At 58.8% G+C, this 17,931-nt stretch carries 15 protein-coding genes; 7 read left to right on the top strand and 8 right to left on the bottom strand.

Annotated features, from left to right (window positions below; genetic code table 11):
- Positions 1-52: 52 nt before the first annotated feature.
- Positions 53-970 carry a LysR substrate-binding domain-containing protein gene (locus tag KGB21_RS16225; protein ID WP_223505853.1) on the bottom strand — a complete coding sequence of 306 codons (918 nt, stop codon included), beginning with the start codon at positions 968-970 and terminating at the stop codon, positions 53-55.
- 186 nt (positions 971-1,156) lie between these two features.
- Here KGB21_RS16225 and KGB21_RS16220 point away from each other — a divergent pair, with 186 nt between their 5' ends.
- The 7 genes from KGB21_RS16220 to KGB21_RS16190 all read left to right on the top strand — a co-directional run bounded on the left by KGB21_RS16220 (position 1,157) and on the right by KGB21_RS16190 (position 9,177).
- A complete protein-coding gene (locus KGB21_RS16220) occupies positions 1,157-2,677 on the top strand; it encodes an ABC transporter substrate-binding protein (RefSeq protein ID WP_223505787.1) in 1,521 nt (506 codons plus the stop codon).
- A gap of 85 nt (positions 2,678-2,762) precedes the next feature.
- Entirely contained in the window at positions 2,763-3,680 is a 918-nt protein-coding gene (locus KGB21_RS16215; RefSeq protein ID WP_223505786.1) for an ABC transporter permease, read from the top strand.
- 9 nt (positions 3,681-3,689) lie between these two features.
- Positions 3,690-4,592, top strand: a complete 903-nt coding sequence (locus KGB21_RS16210; RefSeq protein WP_223505784.1) for an ABC transporter permease — start codon at positions 3,690-3,692, stop codon at positions 4,590-4,592.
- Positions 4,593-4,608: 16 nt separating this feature from the next.
- Positions 4,609-5,619: an ABC transporter ATP-binding protein gene (locus KGB21_RS16205; protein ID WP_223505782.1), complete on the top strand. Its 1,011-nt coding sequence runs from the start codon at positions 4,609-4,611 to the stop codon at positions 5,617-5,619.
- On the top strand, positions 5,616-6,605 hold the full coding sequence (locus KGB21_RS16200) for an ABC transporter ATP-binding protein (protein ID WP_223505780.1): 990 nt from the start codon (positions 5,616-5,618) through the stop codon (positions 6,603-6,605). The genes KGB21_RS16205 and KGB21_RS16200 overlap by 4 nt, the downstream gene beginning before the upstream one ends.
- Positions 6,602-8,026, top strand: coding sequence for a M20 family metallopeptidase (locus KGB21_RS16195; RefSeq protein ID WP_223505778.1), 1,425 nt, complete (start codon positions 6,602-6,604; stop codon positions 8,024-8,026). The genes KGB21_RS16200 and KGB21_RS16195 overlap by 4 nt, the downstream gene beginning before the upstream one ends.
- Positions 8,023-9,177, top strand: coding sequence for a M20 family metallopeptidase (locus KGB21_RS16190; RefSeq protein ID WP_223505777.1), 1,155 nt, complete (start codon positions 8,023-8,025; stop codon positions 9,175-9,177). The genes KGB21_RS16195 and KGB21_RS16190 overlap by 4 nt, the downstream gene beginning before the upstream one ends.
- 183 nt (positions 9,178-9,360) lie before the next feature.
- Here the strand turns inward: KGB21_RS16190 and KGB21_RS16185 are convergent, their stop codons facing one another.
- From KGB21_RS16185 to KGB21_RS16155, 7 genes are all read right to left on the bottom strand, one after another.
- The gene (locus KGB21_RS16185) at positions 9,361-10,080 is read right to left on the bottom strand and encodes an ABC transporter ATP-binding protein (RefSeq protein WP_223505775.1); all 720 of its coding nucleotides are present in this window, start codon (positions 10,078-10,080) and stop codon (positions 9,361-9,363) included.
- Positions 10,077-10,949, bottom strand: a complete 873-nt coding sequence (locus tag KGB21_RS16180) for an ABC transporter ATP-binding protein (protein ID WP_223505774.1) — start codon at positions 10,947-10,949, stop codon at positions 10,077-10,079. The genes KGB21_RS16185 and KGB21_RS16180 overlap by 4 nt, the downstream gene beginning before the upstream one ends.
- Positions 10,946-12,229, bottom strand: coding sequence for a high-affinity branched-chain amino acid ABC transporter permease LivM (gene livM / locus KGB21_RS16175; RefSeq protein ID WP_223505773.1), 1,284 nt, complete (start codon positions 12,227-12,229; stop codon positions 10,946-10,948). Before livM ends, KGB21_RS16180 begins: the two co-directional genes overlap by 4 nt.
- A 3-nt stretch (positions 12,230-12,232) precedes the next feature.
- A complete protein-coding gene (locus KGB21_RS16170; RefSeq protein ID WP_223505772.1) occupies positions 12,233-13,147 on the bottom strand; it encodes an ABC transporter permease subunit in 915 nt (304 codons plus the stop codon).
- Positions 13,148-13,475: 328 nt separating this feature from the next.
- Positions 13,476-14,771, bottom strand: coding sequence for a dihydrolipoyllysine-residue acetyltransferase (locus tag KGB21_RS16165; RefSeq protein WP_223505771.1), 1,296 nt, complete (start codon positions 14,769-14,771; stop codon positions 13,476-13,478).
- 28 nt (positions 14,772-14,799) lie between these two features.
- Positions 14,800-17,499 carry an alpha-ketoglutarate dehydrogenase gene (gene mdeB, locus KGB21_RS16160; RefSeq protein ID WP_223505770.1) on the bottom strand — a complete coding sequence of 900 codons (2,700 nt, stop codon included), beginning with the start codon at positions 17,497-17,499 and terminating at the stop codon, positions 14,800-14,802.
- The gene (locus tag KGB21_RS16155) at positions 17,496-17,918 is read right to left on the bottom strand and encodes a hypothetical protein (protein WP_223505769.1); all 423 of its coding nucleotides are present in this window, start codon (positions 17,916-17,918) and stop codon (positions 17,496-17,498) included. The genes mdeB and KGB21_RS16155 overlap by 4 nt, the downstream gene beginning before the upstream one ends.
- Positions 17,919-17,931: the final 13 nt, after the last annotated feature.

Here is a 17,931-nt window from a genome sequence, read left to right as displayed (position 1 = left end):
ATTTGGGCGCTAGAGCGACCACAAGGCGGAAGCGTCGAGTAACCTCGTCTTTTCAACGAAGCTTCGCCTTCGCCAGCTCAGCGATCAGAAAATCCCTGAACGCAGAAACCGCCGCCGGTAAATTGCGTCCAGCCATGCTTTGCAGTTCGATGCGCCGTGCCTGCATGCCTTCATCCAGGATCGGCAAGCATTGGAGTGCCTTGTCTGCCACCTGCTTGTGCAAGGTCATTTCGCTGGCCAGGCTAATCACTCCCTCTTCGCGGACGAAGCTATAGAGCGCGGCAACGTAATTAGTGGTCAACACCGGGTCGAACAACAACCCCTGTACACCGCAACAGATGTCGAACAGTTGCCGTATCGTGGTATCGGCCTTCGGTAACGCTATGGGCCAGGGTTGCAACTCGGCGAGGCTGACCGCTTCACGCCCTGCCAAGGGATGAGAATTGGAGACCACGGCAAAAATCGCCCCGCTCAGGACATGTTCGACCTTGATTTCCTTTTGCGGCATCAGGCTGAAGGTCATCGCCAGATCGGCTTCCCCAGAACGAACCTTCTCAGTCGCTTCCGCAGGCGCACAGACCTCCAATGTGAAATGAATGCCCTGATACTCACGCCTGAACGCGCTAATGCTCCTGGGCATGTATTCCAGTGCAAATCCTTCCGAGCAGGCAACATGCACATGACCCCGTTGCAAGCCATGCAGCTCGGTAATTTCCAGTACCACCTGCTCGGCCTCAAGCTGCGACTTGCGCGCATAAGCCGCCAGTCGCGCTCCCGCCTCGCTGAGCACCATGCCCCGGGCACGACGCTCAAAAAGGCTGGCATTCAGGGCCAACTCAAGTTTGGAAATTTGTCGGCTCACCGCTGACGCCGCGACATTCAGCCGCACCGAGGCTTCGCTGATCGATCCGCATCGCGCTACTTCAAGAAAATAGCGCAGTGCCGTGGACTGCACACCATACAGCTGCATCGGCGCCCCCAAGGATTGCCTTTTCGGCAACGGAAGTATCGAAATATTATTCTTGTGGCATTGATAGCCTTTCCCTACATTCGTGTCCAGACCAAAAAAAACATTACCTGACCTTTTCATCCTCCTTTACGCATTTGCGATTCGCTGCCCTTTGATTCAACCACTCTCGCCAACGGAGACGACGGCATGGACATCAAAGGTTTCGCCTGCAGTATCGCGCTGATGGGCCTCATCAGCAGTTTTCCGGCTCATGCCGGTAAAGCCAACGACACCCTGGTTTACGCTTCCGACAGCGAGCCTGAAAACATCAGCCCCTATCACAACGATTTACGCGAAGGTGTGATTCTAGGCCGTCTGATCTGGGACAACCTGATCTACCGCGATCCCAACAGCGGCGAATACAAACCCATGTTGGCCACCAGTTGGAAACAAGTCGACGACACCACCATCGACTTTGAGCTGCGCAAAGGCGTCAAATTTCACAACGGCGACGCCTTCACCGCCGACGACGTGGTGTTCACCCTCAACTACGTGGTGTCGCCCGAAGCGAAAGTCGTTACCGTGCAAAACGTAGACTGGATCAAGAGCGCCGAAAAAACCGGTGACTACAGCGTCCGCCTGTATTTGAAGAAGCCTTTCCCTCCGGCACTGGAATACCTGTCCAACGCCGTTCCGATGTTCCCCAAGCAGTACTTCGAGAAGGTCGGCCTGGCCGAATTCAGTCGCAAGCCAATTGGTACCGGGCCGTATAAAGCCGTGTCGGTGGTGGCTGGCGAAGGCGTGACCATGGAGATCAACAAGGACTACTTCCCGGACAGCCCACAAGGCAAGCCACATATCAGCCACCTCACGTTCCGGGTGATCCCGGATGCAGAAACCCGCCTGGCCGAGTTGATGACCGATGGTGTCGACTGGACCTGGCGTGTGACCTCAGATCAGGCAGTCGACCTCAAAGGTATGTCGAACCTGACCGTGACCAGCGGCGAAACCATGCGCATCGGCTTCCTGATTCTTGATGCTCGGGGCACCTCCACGGAAAACTCGCCGATGAAGAACCTCAAGGTGCGTCAGGCCATCAACCATGCGATCAACCGCAATGCGCTGGCCACGCAATTGGTGGGTGGCGAAGCCAAACCCCTGCAGGTTGCCTGTTATCCAGGCCAGTTCGGCTGCGATACCACCGCGGCCACGGTCTACAACTATGACCCTGCCAAGGCCAAGGCGCTGCTCGCCGAAGCCGGTTACCCAAATGGCTTCGAAACAGAAATCTTCGCTTATCGCGACCGTGATTACGTCGAAGCCATCATCGGCAACCTGCGTGCTGTGGGCATCAACGCCAAGCTACGCTACTTGAAGTACGCCGCCCTGCGCGATCAGCAACGTGGCGGCAAGGTGCCGATGTCCTTTCAGGCCTGGGGCTCGTTCTCGATCCTCGACACCTCGGCATCGGCCGGCACCTGGTTCAAGGGCAATCCGGACGACAACATCAAAGACCCGCAAGTCCAGGGTTGGTTGCAGGCCGCCGATAACGCCCTCGACCCGCAATTTCGTAAGGACAACTACCGCAAGGCGTTGCAGCGCATCAGCGAACAGGCGTACTGGGCGCCGCTGTTCAATTACTCGATGAACTACGCCTATACCTCCGACCTGGCGTTCACGCCCTACCCGGATGAGCTACCGCGTTTCGTTCTGTCCAGCTGGAAGTAATCGACAAGTGCCGTGACGCGCAGTTTTAAACGCACTACGGCAAGCCCCCCACTCATATCAGCCAATGGTTATAAGGAAACTTGCCATGCTTGGATTCCTTCTGCGCCGTCTGGGCATCGCTATTTGCGTTGCCATTACCGTGTCGGTGATCAGCTTTTCTCTTTTGCATCTGTCCGGCGACCTGGCCACTGCCATTGGCGGACCGGAAGCCACTGGCGAACAGATCGAACAGATCCGCGTGCAGTACGGATTGAACAAACCGCTTCCGACCCAGTACTTCAACTGGCTGGGCGATTTGCTACGGCTGGACCTGGGCAACTCTTTTTTCTTTCAGGAATCGGTCTACAACCTCGTCGCCAGCCGCTTGCCGATTACCCTCGGGTTAGGTGCCATGGCGCTGGGTATCGCCTTGCTGGTGGCGATTCCACTGGGCGTGCTAGCGGCGGTCAAACGCGACACCTGGGTTGACCGACTGGCCTTGAGCGTTGCGGTGCTGGGGCAGGCAATGCCAAGTTTCTGGTTTGCGCTGATGTTGATCGTGGTGTTCGCGGTGACGCTCAAGTGGCTACCGGTGTCCGGCAACTCGACCATGCTTCACTTCGTCATGCCGGCCATTGCCTTGGGCTACTACGCGACTCCCGCAATCATGCGTCTGACCCGCGCAGGCATGCTTGATGTGCTCAGTTCCGATTACATCCGCACCGCCCGCGCCAAGGGCCTGCGCCCTGCCCGCGTGTTGTTCAAGCACGCGCTGCGCAACGCCTTAATTCCGGTAGTCGCGCTGGCGGCGGTGGAGTTCGGCTTCATGCTCGGCGGTTCGGTGGTGATCGAAACCGTGTTCTCCCTGCAAGGCATCGGACAACTCGCCTGGGACGCCATCGCCCGTGACGACTTTCCGGTGGTACAGGCCGTGGTCCTGCTGATTGCGGTGATCTACATCATCCTCACCTTGCTGGCCGATGTGCTCAACGCACTGCTCGACCCGCGCATTCGCGTGCGCTAGGAGGCTTACATGAGCACCCCCACTACCCTCGCGATCAATGACTACCTGCCACCTCCGAGCAGCCTGAGCCGAGTACTTGGCAAGAGCTTTCGTCATCGTGGTTTCGCCATCGGCGCGGTGTTGTTGCTGATCATCTTCGCTGGTGCACTGTTCGCGCCGTGGTTGGCACCTTACGACCCTTATGCGCAAGACGTGATGCTGCGCATGAAACCGCCGGTATGGATGGCCCACGGCACCTGGGAATACGTCCTAGGCACCGACAAGCTGGGCCGTGATTACCTGTCGCGCCTACTCTACGGCGCGCGTATTTCGCTGTTCATCGGCATTGCGGCGGCGCTGATCTCCGGCTTTATCGGCACCGTCATGGGACTGCTGGCTGGTTACTACGGCGGCAAGATCGATGCGTTTATCAGCTACCTGATCACCACCCGACTGGCGATGCCGGTCGTGATGGTCGCGCTGGCATCGGCCTCGCTGATGGGCGGCTCACTGAAAGTGGTAATCGTGCTGCTCGGCTGCCTGTTATGGGATCGCTTCGCGGTGGTGGTCAGGGCTTCGGTGCAGCAGATTCGCGATGCTGAATATGTGGCGTCGGCCCAGGCTCTTGGCTGCTCGACCCTGCGCATTCTGGTCAGTGAAATTCTGCCCAATCTGGTCGGCGCGCTGATCGTCGTCGCGACTCTGGAAATGGCCCATGCGATCCTGCTGGAGTCGGCACTGTCGTTCCTCGGGGTTGGCGTGCAGCCGCCGACGCCGTCCTGGGGTTTGATGATCGCTGAAGGCAAACCCTACATGTTCTTTTCCCCATGGGTCATCGCCATTCCCGGCGTCGCCCTGATGATTCTGGTGCTGGGCATCAACCTGGTCGGCGATGGCCTGCGCGATCTGATCTTGCCCGACGGCCGCAACTGATAGAGGAGTACCGAACATGGCACTACTCCATGTGGAAAACCTGCGCGTGGACATCCCCATGGGCAACAGCCCGACACCGGATGACATGCTGCATGCCGTGCGTGGTCTGGATTTTGAAGTCGAGCGCGGTGAAATGCTGTGCATCGTCGGCGAATCCGGCTGCGGTAAATCCCTGACCTCGCTGGCGCTGATGGACCTGTTGCCACGCAAGGCTAAACGCACCGCGTCCCGGCTGACGCTGGACGGTATCGACATGCTGGGCCAGAGCGAACGGCGCATGTGCGACCTACGCGGCAACCGTCTGGCGATGATCTTCCAGGAGCCGATGACCTCGCTGAACCCGGCCTACAGCATTGGCGATCAGCTCAGCGAAGTGTTGACTCAGCATCGCAAGGTGTCACGCAAGGACGCCCTCGCTCGCGCCGCGCAGATGCTGGAGAAAGTCGGCATCAGCAATGCTACCGAGCGCTTGCGTCAGTATCCGCATCAACTTTCCGGCGGTTTGCGCCAGCGGGTGATCATCGCCATGGCCTTGATGTGCGAACCGGACCTGATCATCGCCGATGAGCCAACCACGGCACTGGACGTGACCATTCAAGCGCAGATCCTGCGCTTGATCCGCGACATTCAGAAAGAACTCGGCTTGGCGGTGATTTTCATCACCCACGACCTTGGGCTGGTGGCACGGATCGCCGACCGGGTGGCGGTGATGTATGCCGGGGAAATCGTCGAAACCGCCCCTGCGCTGCAACTGTTCGAGAACCCGCAGCATCCGTACACCCGTGGTCTGCTGGCCAGTATTCCAATCCCTGGGCGGACCAAACCGGGTGAGGCGCTGGGTTCGATTCCAGGCCTGGTGCCGAGTCTGGTCGGCGAACAGCAAGGTTGTGCGTTCCGTAATCGTTGCGGTCAGGCGATACCGGCCTGCGCGCAAAACATCCCCGAATTCGAACAGGACGGGCACATGGCGCGCTGCCTGTTCGCCGCACCGGGCCCGATTCGCCTTCAGGAGCGTGCAAGGTCATGAAAAAAGACATCACGTTGGAGCTGTGTGACATCCACCGCGAGTTTCGGATCAACAAGGGCTTTTTCAAACCCGCCGCCACCCTGAAGGCCGTGGATGGGGTTTCCCTGCGCCTGATGCGTGGCGAGACCCTCGGCCTGGTGGGTGAGTCCGGTTGCGGCAAAAGTACCCTGGCCAAGATGCTGCTCGGTCTGTTGCCGCCCACCAGCGGCGATGTGCTGGTCAATGGCAAACATCTGGCGGCGACTGATCGCAAGGAAATGTCACGGCATATTCAGCCGATTTTCCAAGACCCTTATTCCTCGCTGAACCCACGCAAGACTCTGCGCGAAATCGTTACCCTGCCGCTGATCGTGCATGACATCGGCAGCACCGCCGAGCGACGCAAGAAGACCGAAGAGATGCTTGATGTGGTCGGCCTGCCCAAGCGGGTGATCGACAGCTACCCCAGCCAGTTGTCCGGCGGGCAACGCCAGCGGGTGGCGATTGCACGGGCGCTGATCATGCGCCCTGATGTGTTGATCTGCGACGAGCCCACATCAGCGCTGGATGTGTCGGTGCAGGCGCAGATTCTCAACCTGCTGCAAGACCTCAAGCGCGAATTCGGCCTGACCTATCTACTGATCAGCCATAACCTGGCGGTCATCGAACACCTCGCCGACCGGGTCGCGGTGATGTATCTGGGGCGCATCGTCGAAGAACGCACTCGCGAATCGTTGTTCGCGGAACCCGGCCACCCTTATACCCGCGCCTTGCTGGATTCGGTACTCACGCCCGATCCACGCCTGGGCATTCCCGAAATCGGCCTGCACGGCACCTTCCCCAATCCGATGTCACCGCCGTCCGGTTGCGCCTTCCATCCGCGCTGTCCGAGCTGCTTTGCCCCCTGCAAAACGGCCTACCCGGCCAATGGTCTGCTTATCGGCGGCAATGTGCGTTGCCACCTTCACGACAATCCTGCCCAAACATTGGAGCTAGCCCACTCATGAGTCGTTCACTGGCCATCAGCAACACCACCGAGCAGTTCGACAACGGTGCCTTTTTCAGACTGCTCGAACGCAGCGTCGCCCTGCACACCGAAAGCCAGGCAACGGACAGCCTGCCCGAGTTGCATCGCTACCTCAATGACTTCATCACCCCGCATGTCGAGGCGATGGGCTTCAGCGTCAAGATCTATGACAACCCGGTGGCAGAGCGCGGCCCCTTCATGATCGCCACACGCATTGAACATCCAGAACTGCCTACCGTGCTCAGCTACGGCCACGGTGATGTGGTGCGGGGCTATGAAGCGCAATGGCGTGAAGGCCTGTCGCCGTGGCAAGTCACTGTCGAAGGCGATCGCTGGTACGGCCGCGGCACGGCGGATAACAAAGGCCAGCACCTGATCAACCTGACCGCGCTGGAGCAAACGCTCAAGGCTCGCGACGGCAAGCTGGGTTTCAACGTCAAACTGCTGCTGGAAATGGGCGAAGAAGAAGGCTCGCCGGGCTTGAATGCATTCTGTTCCGCGCACAGAAAAGAGCTGGCGGCGGATATTTTCATCGCTTCTGACGGTCCGCGTCTGACCGCAACACGGCCAACAATTTTTCTCGGCTCACGCGGGGTGTTCAACTTCGAGCTGGCAGTCAATCTGCGCGAAGGTGCACACCACTCTGGCAACTGGGGCGGGCTGCTAGCCAACCCCGGCATCATCCTCGCCAACGCCATCGCGAGCATGGTCGATGAACATGGCCGGGTAAAAGTCCCAGGCTTGCAGCCCAGCGCACTGCCGGATTCCGTGCGACAGGCGCTGGCCGATATTGACGTCGGTGGAGGGCCGGGAGATCCGCACATCGACGTCAACTGGGGCAACCCGGAGCTGTCGCTGAGCGAGAAGGTCTTTGGCTGGAACACCCTTGATATCATTGCCTTCAAGACCGGTAATCCAGATGCCCCGGTGCATGCGATCCCCGGTAAGGCCAACGCTCACTGCCATATCCGCTTTGTGGTAAACAGCGACTACACGACCTTTATCCCGGCTGTTCGCACCCACCTGGATGCTCATGGTTTCAGCAATGTCGAGGTCAAGCAAAGCCGCATCGATGTGATGCATGCCACACGGCTAGACCCGCAAAGCCCATGGGTCAATTGGGCGCTCAGCTCCTTGGCACAGACCACCGGTAAAAAACCTGCGCTGCTGCCAAACCTCGGTGGCTCGCTGCCCAACGACGTGTTCGCGGACGTGCTCGGCCTGCCAACATTGTGGGTGCCGCACTCGTACCCGGCATGCTCACAACATGCGCCGAACGAGCACTTGCTGGCACCGGTGGTCAAGGAAAGCCTGCAAATCATGGCCGGGCTATTCTGGGACCTGGGCAACGACGCGACACGCCTGACTCAGGAACATCAGTTACGGGAGCAGGCGCAATGAGTGCCACTACACAACAGGCGCTGGACTGGCTTGCTGACCAGAGCCACGCCATGGAAGCGCTGCTGCAGCGTATCGTCGACACCGACTCCAACAGCTATGACAAGGTGGGCGTCGACGCTGTGGGCGCGCTGCTCGCGGCTGAACTGGAAGCCGATGGCATCCAGCTCAAGCGTATGCCGGTCGAAGGTTTTGGCGACGTACTGCTTGCCGAAGTGCCTGGCGAGGCTGGCAAACCGGTGCTATTGCTGGGCCATCGTGACACGGTGTTCCCCAAGGGCACGACCACTACTCGCGGCTATAGCCGCGATGCCAACCTCGCCTATGGCCCTGGAGTAGCCGACATGAAAGGCGGCCTGGTGCTCAATTGCTTCGCTCTGATGGCACTCAAACGCGCCGGTCGGTTACCCTATCCGGTGCAGGTTCTGTACACCGGTGACGAAGAAATCGGCTCCGGTAGCGCCAGAACCTATATCGAAAACGCAGCCCGTGCCGCCCGCGCCGTGCTTAATACCGAACCCGGCCGGACCAACGGTAACGTGGTCAGCGCACGCAAAGGCGGTGCCACGCTGATCATCGAAGTCAGCGGCCGCGCGGCGCATGCCGGGGTCAACCATGCCGACGGAGCCAGCGCCATCGAAGCCCTGGCACGCAAGATCATCAAGCTCCATGCCTTGACCGATTACCCGGCAGGCATCACCACCAACGTTGGCCTGATATCCGGTGGCACGTCCAGCAACACCGTCGCGCCTAGCGCCTCCGCCCGGCTGGACGTGCGCTTCATCGAACTCAAGCACTGGGATCAGATCTTTACCGCAATCCAAGCCATCGTCGCAGAAGAAGAACTGATCGGCACCAGCGCCATCCTCAAGGAAGCGACGACCTTTCTACCGATGGAAGCCCATCACAGCGAACGGCTGCTGCACATCTACCAACAAAAGGCGCTGGCGTTCGGCTTCAATGTCGAGGGCGAATTCACCGGCGGCTGCGCCGACTCCGGATTCACCGCCAGTTTGGGTATTCCAACCTTGTGTGGCCTCGGGCCGGTCGGTGGCAGGGTCCATACCGACCGTGAATACCTGGAACTGGACACGCTGGTGCCTCGCGCTCTGGCCTTGGTGGCGACCATTCTGGCTGTCGGCGAGAGCAGTTGAGATAATTGCTCTGGCCCCATCCATTTCTCGCTGTTACCAGATCACCACCGAACAGCTGCCGTGCCATTACTAAAACCACAACAAGCGCGCACTCAGTCACCGTCCATGCCGCTCATTACACGCCATGCCCGGCGCAAAAAAACGCCCTGATTTTGTCAGGACGTTTTTATCGAGCACTGAGCTTTAGTGCCCGCCGAGATAAGCGTTACGCACTTCCTCGTTGAGCAGCAGTTCCTTACCGGTGCCCGTGAGGCGGATCTCGCCGTTGACCATCACGTACGCCCGGTCCGACAGCTTGAGGGCGTGGTTAGCGTTCTGTTCGACCAGGAAGATAGTCATGCCGGTCTTCGCCAGTTCCCGCAGGGTCGCGAAGATCTGCTTGACCACGATGGGCGCCAACCCAAGGCTCGGCTCATCGAGCAGGAGCAATTTCGGCCGGCTCATCAGGGCCCGAGCGATGGCCAGCATCTGCTGCTCGCCCCCGGACATGGTCATCGCACGCTGGGTGCGGCGCTCTTCGAGCCGCGGGAACAGCTGGAACATGCGCTGCATGTCTTCCTTGGCGTACTTGTCGCCAATAGGGATGGTGCCCATCAGCAGGTTTTCCTCCACGGTCATGTCGGGGAACACCCGCCGCCCTTCCGGCGACTGCGCGATACCGTTGGAGGCGATGTAGTGCGACGACTTGTGGGTGATGTCCACGCCCTGATAGAGGATCTGCCCGTCCGCCGCCCGCGGTTGACCGAAGATCGACATCAGCAGGGTCGACTTGCCGGCACCGTTGGAGCCGATCAGGCTGACGGTTTCCCCTTCGTTGATGTACAGCGAGACCTTCTTCAGGGCCTGGATCGGCCCGTAAAACACGTCCAGCTCCTTGAGTTCGAGGATGGCACCGTTAGTCATGCGAGCTCCTCTTCGTCGGCGCCCAGGTAGGCGGCAATCACTTTCGGGTCGTTGCGAACATCGTCAGGGCCGCCCTCGGCGATGACGATGCCGTGGTCCAGCACCACGATGTGGTCGGAAATGCTCATTACCATACCCATGTCGTGTTCGATCAGCACCACGGTCAGATCGTGCTCGTCGCGCAGCAGCCGGATCATCGCGCTCAGCGCTTCGGTTTCCTGAGGGTTGAGGCCGGCAGCCGGTTCGTCGAGGCAGATGATCTGCGGACGGGTGCACATGGCCCGGGCGATTTCCAGACGGCGTTGCTGCCCGTAGGACAGTTCACCGGCCAGACGGTTGGCGCAGTCCACCAGGTCCACCACTTCCAGCCAGTAGAACGCATGGTCCAGCGCATCGCTTTCAGCCTTGCGGTAACCCTTGGTGTTGAGGATGCCGGCCAGCAGGCTGCGGTTGACCCACATGTGCTGGGCCACCAGCAGGTTTTCCAGCACCGACATTTCCTTGAACAGGCGAATGTTCTGGAATGTCCGCGCCAGACCGGCGCGGTTTACCAGGTGGGTGCCGCCGAACATCTTGTAGAACAGCCGGCTGGCAAAGGATTTCGGCGAGACGAAATCGACCGGTTTGAACGATTCGCCCAGCAGCTTGATGACATTGGTCTGCTCGCCGCGAATGTTGAGCTCGATCTTGCCGCCGGAGGCTTTGTAGAACCCGGTCAGGCAGTTGAACACCGTGGTTTTGCCGGCGCCGTTAGGACCGATCAGGGCGAAGATCGAGTTGCGGTGCACTTTCAGGCTGACATCGCTCAACGCCTTGATGCCGCCGAAGTGCATCATCAGCTTTTCTACACTGAGTACGACTTCGCTCATGGCGCTACTCCTTTACGCGGGGTCACACCGGTACGGCTGATCCGAATCAGGCCGCGCGGTCGCCAGATCATCATCAACACCATCAGGATGCCGAACAGCAGCACACGGTACTCAGCAAAGCCACGCAACAGCTCCGGGGCGACGGTCAGCACGAAGGCTGCAATCACCACGCCTATGGTCGAACCCATGCCCCCCAGTACCACGATGGCAAGGATCAGCGCCGATTCGAAGAAGGTGAACGAGGTCGGGTTGACGAAGCCCTGATAGGTGGCGAAGAACACCCCGGCCAGACCGGCCGTAGAGGCGCCGATGGTGAATGCCGAGAGCTTGACCAGTACGTGGTTCAGGCCCATGGAGCGGCAGGCGATTTCGTCTTCGCGCAGGGCTTCCCAGGCGCGGCCAACCGGCATGCGGGTCAGGCGATGCTTGATGTGCAGCACGGCCAGGACCACCAGGAACAACACGACGTAGATGAAGTAGTACTTCACGTCAGGGTTGTAGGCGATGCCGAAGAACTCATGGAACGGCACTCCGCCCTCTTTCGCCCTTTTTCCGAACTCGATGCCGAAGAAGGTTGGCAACGGCGCTGCCATGCCATTCGGGCCGCCGGTCAGGGACAGCCAGTTATTGAGGATCAACCGAATGATTTCACCGAAGCCCAGGGTCACGATCGCCAGGTAGTCACCGTGCAGGCGCAGCACCGGGAAACCGAGGATGCAACCGGCCAACCCCGCGGTAATCGCCGCCAGCGGCAACACCGTCCAGAAACCCAGACCAAGGTATTGATAACCGAGCGCCAGGCCGTAGGCACCGATGGCGTAGAACGCCACATAACCGAGGTCGAGCAGGCCGGCCAGGCCGACCACGATGTTCAGCCCCAGCCCCAGCAGCACGTAGATCAGCCCGAGGATGACCACGCCCAGCAGGTAGGAGTTGGAGAAAAACGGCAGCACCACGGCGATGACGACCATCAGCGGGATGATCCAGCGCAACCGCGACTTGTAGTCCGGCGCCAGCACATGCACCCCGGAGCCTGTCGTTTCAAAACCTTCGAGGATTCTCAGGCCCTTGGCTGTCTGCAGGAACATGCTCAGGGCAAAGCGTCCGGCCATGACGATCGCCACGATCCACGCCACCCGGGTGGTTTCCAGGTTGAAGCCATAGCCATCGAGAACGACGCCGACGATCGGCCCGAACACGATCAGGGCAATGAGGCCGGCAAGAATCGCGTCAACCAGACTTTTTTTGATATCAATGGTTTTTTTAGTGGTTGAAGACATCGCTTACACCTTCGACACAAGAGGACGGCCGAGCAGGCCTTGAGGCCGAAAGACCAGAACGAGGACCAGCAGCGAGAAGCTGAAGACGTCTTTGTAGTCCGAGTTCACCAGACCGGAAAACAGCGACTCGGAAATCCCGAGAATGATCCCGCCGAGCATCGCGCCGGGCAGTGAGCCAATCCCGCCGAGCACCGCGGCGGTGAACGCCTTGATCCCGATGATGAAGCCGGCATAGAAGTCGAATGTGCCGTAGTTCATGGTGATCAGCACGCCGGCCAGGGCCGCCATCGCTGCACCGATGATGAACACATAGGAAATCACCCGATCGGTGTTGATCCCCAGAATCGAAGCCATCTTGCGGTCTTGCTGGGTTGCACGGCACATGCGGCCGAGCTTGGTGTACTTGATGATGTAGGTCAGCGCGGCCATCCCGACGAACGCGGCGACCAGAATGAAGACCTTGGTGTAGGTCAACTGAACGAAACCGGTACCGATATCAACGCGCCAGGCACCCGAGAGCAAAGTCGGAACACCTTGTTGCTTTGCGCCCTGGGAGATCTGTGCGTAGTTTTGCAGGATCAGGGAGATACCAATCGCACTGATCAGCGGTGCAAGTCGGGTGGAGTTACGCAGGGGTTTGTAGGCGACACGCTCGATGACCCAGCCATACACCGCCGTGACGACGATGGTGAAGATCAGTGTGCCAAGCATCAGCAGCGGGAAAGATTCAATACCGAAGTATGCCAGCAGAGCCAGACTGATCGCCGCGAGGTAAGCGGAAATCATGTAAACCTCGCCGTGGGCGAAGTTGATCATGCCGATGATGCCATAGACCATTGTGTAGCCGATGGCGATCAGGCCATAGACCGACCCGAGGGTCAGGCCGTTGACCAGTTGCTGTATAAAAATTCCGTCCATCAGTACCCCCTTGAATCGAGTGACGGAATCATCTGATCGCTGGATAGCCGCACAGCCAGGGGGCAATGTCCAATCGGTTGTTTCACGGACGGCACCAAGATTTCCGGATGCCAAGCAAGAAATTGCAACATCACAAGTGCTCCTTCAGTTGTAGTTGGGGTTTAAAGGGCAGTGATCTTTAAGTTTAAACAACTCGAAACCAGTTTCTTCTTGGCGAGGCACAACTCCGCGCAGAGCAACGCGCAATCAGTTGGAATAGGCATGAACAATCAACAACATGACAAACAAAAAACCAATAAACGTCTCGACAAAACCGTCACCTTGCATATTACAAAACGAGCCTGCGGTAATCCGCTAGGGTATTGCTTAGATAAGCGTTGAAACGCCCCGCTGCGGCGCCATCTATAACGCGATGATCCCAACTGAGGCTCAAGGGCAGAATGGTTCGCGCGACAACTTGCCCGCCGTCCAGAGCAAGTCTTTCGACACTTTTACCTACGCCCAATATTGCAACTTCCGGCGCATTTATGATCGGCGTGAAGTAAGTCCCGCCAATTCCGCCCAATGATGAGATCGAAAAGCAGCCACCGCTCATATCGGCAACACTCAACTTGCCCGCACGCGCCCTGGCGGCCAGCTCTGACATTTCCTGGGCAATCGTCAGCACGCCTTTTTGGTCTACATCCTTGATGACTGGGACGACCAATCCGTCCGGCGTATCGGCGGCAAAACCGATATGGAAGTAACGTTTCAATACCAGCTCGTCGCCGTTGAGGCTGGAATTGAACTCGGGAAACTTTTTCAGCGCCGCGGCACACGCTTTCATCAATAACGCCAGCAACGTGACCTTCACCCCACCCTGTGCGTTTTCCTTATTTACTTGCACGCGAAATTGTTCGAGCTGCGTGATATCGGCATCATCATGATTAGTGACGTGAGGAATCATCACCCAATTGCGATGCAGGTTGGCCCCGCTGATTTTCCTGATCCGGGAAAGTGCCTTGCTTTCCACCGGCCCATACTTGGCAAAATCAACCACTGGCCAGGGCAGCAAGCCACCCAAGGGTTGTGCATTTGCGGCAGGAACCGGCGCCTGGGCTATCAGTGCATTTTTTACATGGCCCAAGACGTCATCCTTAGTGATGCGATTACGCAACCCCGTGCCTTGAATGGCCTCAATCGAAACACCCAGTTCCCGAGAGAACTTGCGCACCGAGGGTGATGCCAGCGGCAATGGAGTTGGCGAACCCGAAATCGCGACTGGCACAGCCGGTTTGGGCTGAGCAGGTGTTGCAACGGGTTCGGCGGCGGGCTGTGCCACCGGCGGCACAGGCACCGCGAACTTGGCAGGCTCCGATGGCAACGATGCTGCCGAGGACGCCTGACCGGCCTCGATAAACGCAATGGGCGACCCTTCGCTGACTTTGTCGTCGAGCTTGACCACCAGCGACTGCAAGAGTCCTGCGTGTGACGATGGAATTTCCATCGATGCCTTGTCGGTTTCGACAATGATCAGCGTCTGCCCTTCGACCACCGTCTCGCCTACCTGGACTAGGATTTCGATGACACCAACATCTTTGGCATCGCCAATATCGGGCACCAGAACTTCATGCACATTTTTCATAAACATTTCCTGAAAATTCGACTTGGCTTCAAGCTTCCCAAGGCACCACTGTGTCAGCCTCGATGGCGTACTTGGTAATGGCCTCGGCACAAACACTGGCTTCCAGACGTCCTTCATGCACCAACGCAGTCAAGGCGCTGAGCACAATCTGGTAGCGGTCCACTTCAAAAAAGCTGCGCAACCGCTCGCGGGTATCACTGCGGCCGAAACCATCGGTACCGAGCACGGTATAACGGGCCTGCAGATAACTGGCGATCAACTGAGGCAAGGCGCGCACGTAATCGGTACAGGCTATGATCGGTGCTGTATCGTTGAGCGATTCCTGAACATGGCTGCCTCGTGCAGGTTGTCCCGGATGAAGACGATTCCAGCGCTCCACTTCACGGGCATCACGTGCCAGCTCGGTGAAACTGGTGACACTCCACACCTGACTGTCGATGTTCCAGTCGCTAGCCAACAGTTCGGCGGCGGCAATCACTTCGCGCAGGATTGTGCCGGAACCCAGCAACTGGACGGTGCCGCGCGCATCCACCATTTCATGCCGGGCAAAGGCATACATGCCCTTGATAATCGCATGCTCGACCCCTTCAGGGAGGTTGGGCTGCGGGTAGTTCTCGTTCATTAAGGTGACGTAATAAAACTCGTCCACCTGACGCTCCAGCATCTGGCGCATGCCGTGATCCAGAATCACCGCGAATTCGCCGGCAAATGCCGGGTCGTAAGCACGGCAATTGGGGACCATCGCCGCCATCAGGTGACTGTTGCCGTCCTGATGCTGCAGGCCTTCGCCACCCAATGTCGTGCGTCCTGCGGTGGCGCCGAGCAGAAAGCCGCGGGCCCGTTGATCCGCCGCCGCCCAAATCAGGTCGCCGATGCGCTGGAAGCCGAACATCGAGTAATAGATGTAGAACGGCAGCATCGGCAAACCATGAACCGAATAGCTGGTCGCCGCCGCGACCCAGGAACTGATCGCCCCTGCCTCGCTGATGCCCTCTTCGAGAATCTGGCCATCCAGAGCTTCCCGATAGCTCAGGATCGAACCGATGTCTTCTGGCTCATATCGCTGCCCCACGCTGGAATAAATGCCAATCTGCTTGAACAGGCTGGCCATGCCGAACGTACGCGCCTCATCCGCCACGATCGGCACGATACGCGGCCCCAGTTGCTTGTCCCGCAGCAAACCGCTGAGCATCCGTACGAAGGCCATGGTGGTGGACATTTCCTTGCTTTCGGCGTTGATGGCAAACCCGCCGTAGCTGTTGACGTCAGGCACAGCCAATGACTCGGCAGTCGAAGGACGCGATGGCATGTATCCACCCAATGCACGGCGACGCTCATGCAGATAGCGCATTTCAGCACTGTCTTCATCGGGTTTGAAGAAGCTTAACGAGGCGGCCTGCTCATCGGTCAACGGCAGGTTGAAACGATTGCGGAATGCGATCAGCGCCTCCCTATCGAGCTTCTTCTGCTGGTGCACGGTCATCTTGCCCTGCCCAGCATCGCCCATGCCAAAGCCTTTCTTGGTCTGCGCCAGAATCACCGTGGGCTTCTTGCCCTCCAGCAGTGCGCTTTGATAGGCGGCGAAAATCTTCACCATGTCGTGACCGCCACGTTTGAGGCGGTCGATCTGCTCGTCGGTCAGACCCTGGGCCAAATGTGCCAACGCCTCGTTCTGGCCGAAGAAATGATCGCGGTTAAAGCGCCCGTCCTTTGCCGCGAACGTCTGGAACTGGCCATCGACGGTGCTGGATAACGCCTTGACCAGCGCGCCATCTGCATCGCGCGCAAACAAACCGTCCCAGTCGGAACCCCAAACCAGTTTGATGACGTTCCAGCCTGCACCGCCGAACAGCGCTTCCAACTCGTCGATGATGCGAGCATTGCCACGCACCGGCCCATCCAGTCGCTGCAGGTTGCAGTTGACGATCCATACCAAATTGTCCAGTCCTTCTCTCGCGGCTAGGGTCAGCGCCGACATGCTTTCCGGCTCATCCATTTCACCGTCGCCAAACACCCCCCAGACAGTTCTGCCCGTGGTGGACTGCAGGCCTCGATGCTCCAGATAACGCATGAAACGCGCCTGGTAGATCGAGCTGATCGGACCGATGCCCATGGACCCGGTCGGGAATTGCCAGAAGTCCGGCATCAACCACGGGTGCGGATAACTCGACAAACCCCGTGCGCCATTGGCGCGCGCGCCGATTTCTTGTCTGTAGTGCAGCAGATCCTGTTCACCCAAGCGCCCTTCAAGAAAGGCTCGGGCATAAACGCCCGGGGCCGAGTGCGGCTGATAGAACACCAGATCTCCGCCAGAGATTTCGGTGCGCGCCTTGAAAAAGTGATTGAAACCCACTTCGAACAAATCGGCGGCGCTGGCGTAACTGGCGATATGTCCACCCAACTCGCCATAGGCATGATTGGCCCTGGCTACCATGGCCAATGCATTCCAGCGCATGATCGAGGCCAGGCGCTCCTCAATCGCCAGGTCACCCGGAAACGCAGGCTGCCGCTCAACGCTGATCGTGTTGATGTAGGGAGTGCCATGGCTGGGTCGCCAACCGATGTCCGCGGCGCTTGCCACAGCCACCAGCATGTCGAGGATCTGTTTGACTTGTGCCGCGCCGCCATGGGCGATGACAGACAGCAAGGCGTCCCGCCATTCAGCAACTTCTTGAGCATCTTCAGTGGTCTGGCCCGGCAATTGGGCAAGAATGTCGGACGGGTTCATGGGCATCTCCTGCAAATGTCGGGTAACGCGTCAAGGTGGTGCGAACGGTTCACTCGGGCGAGGCTTTTCACCTGTTCTACCGCCGCAATGACCGAACTTTCGGCCGCCCCGTCTGAAGCAATCGGGTAGATGCAGGACTGACCAATGGAAAGGTCGTGTAATAAACGCTCATCCAGTTCACCGAGCACGACAAAACAGTAGTCACCCTTGACCACTCGCACTTCAGCGAGCTGGCCAGGCATCGTGTTCACAGCATCGACATGGATCAGTGCCACATTGTCAAAACAGCTAAACCCCTGATGGATCAAGTCAATATGATCGCTATCAAGCCCGCATGCGATGACCACGATACGTGTGCAATTTGAAGGTTCGCGCATCCACTTCAGGGCGTTGGTACGACAGTCGGCAGCTTGGCTCATAGGCGTTGCCTTT

Source organism: Pseudomonas sp. GL-RE-29, from assembly GCF_019947275.1.
Lineage (GTDB): Bacteria > Pseudomonadota > Gammaproteobacteria > Pseudomonadales > Pseudomonadaceae > Aquipseudomonas > Aquipseudomonas fluorescens_A.
The sequence above is the reverse complement of the archived record's forward strand: the minus strand, read 5'-3'. Positions and strand labels throughout refer to the sequence as shown.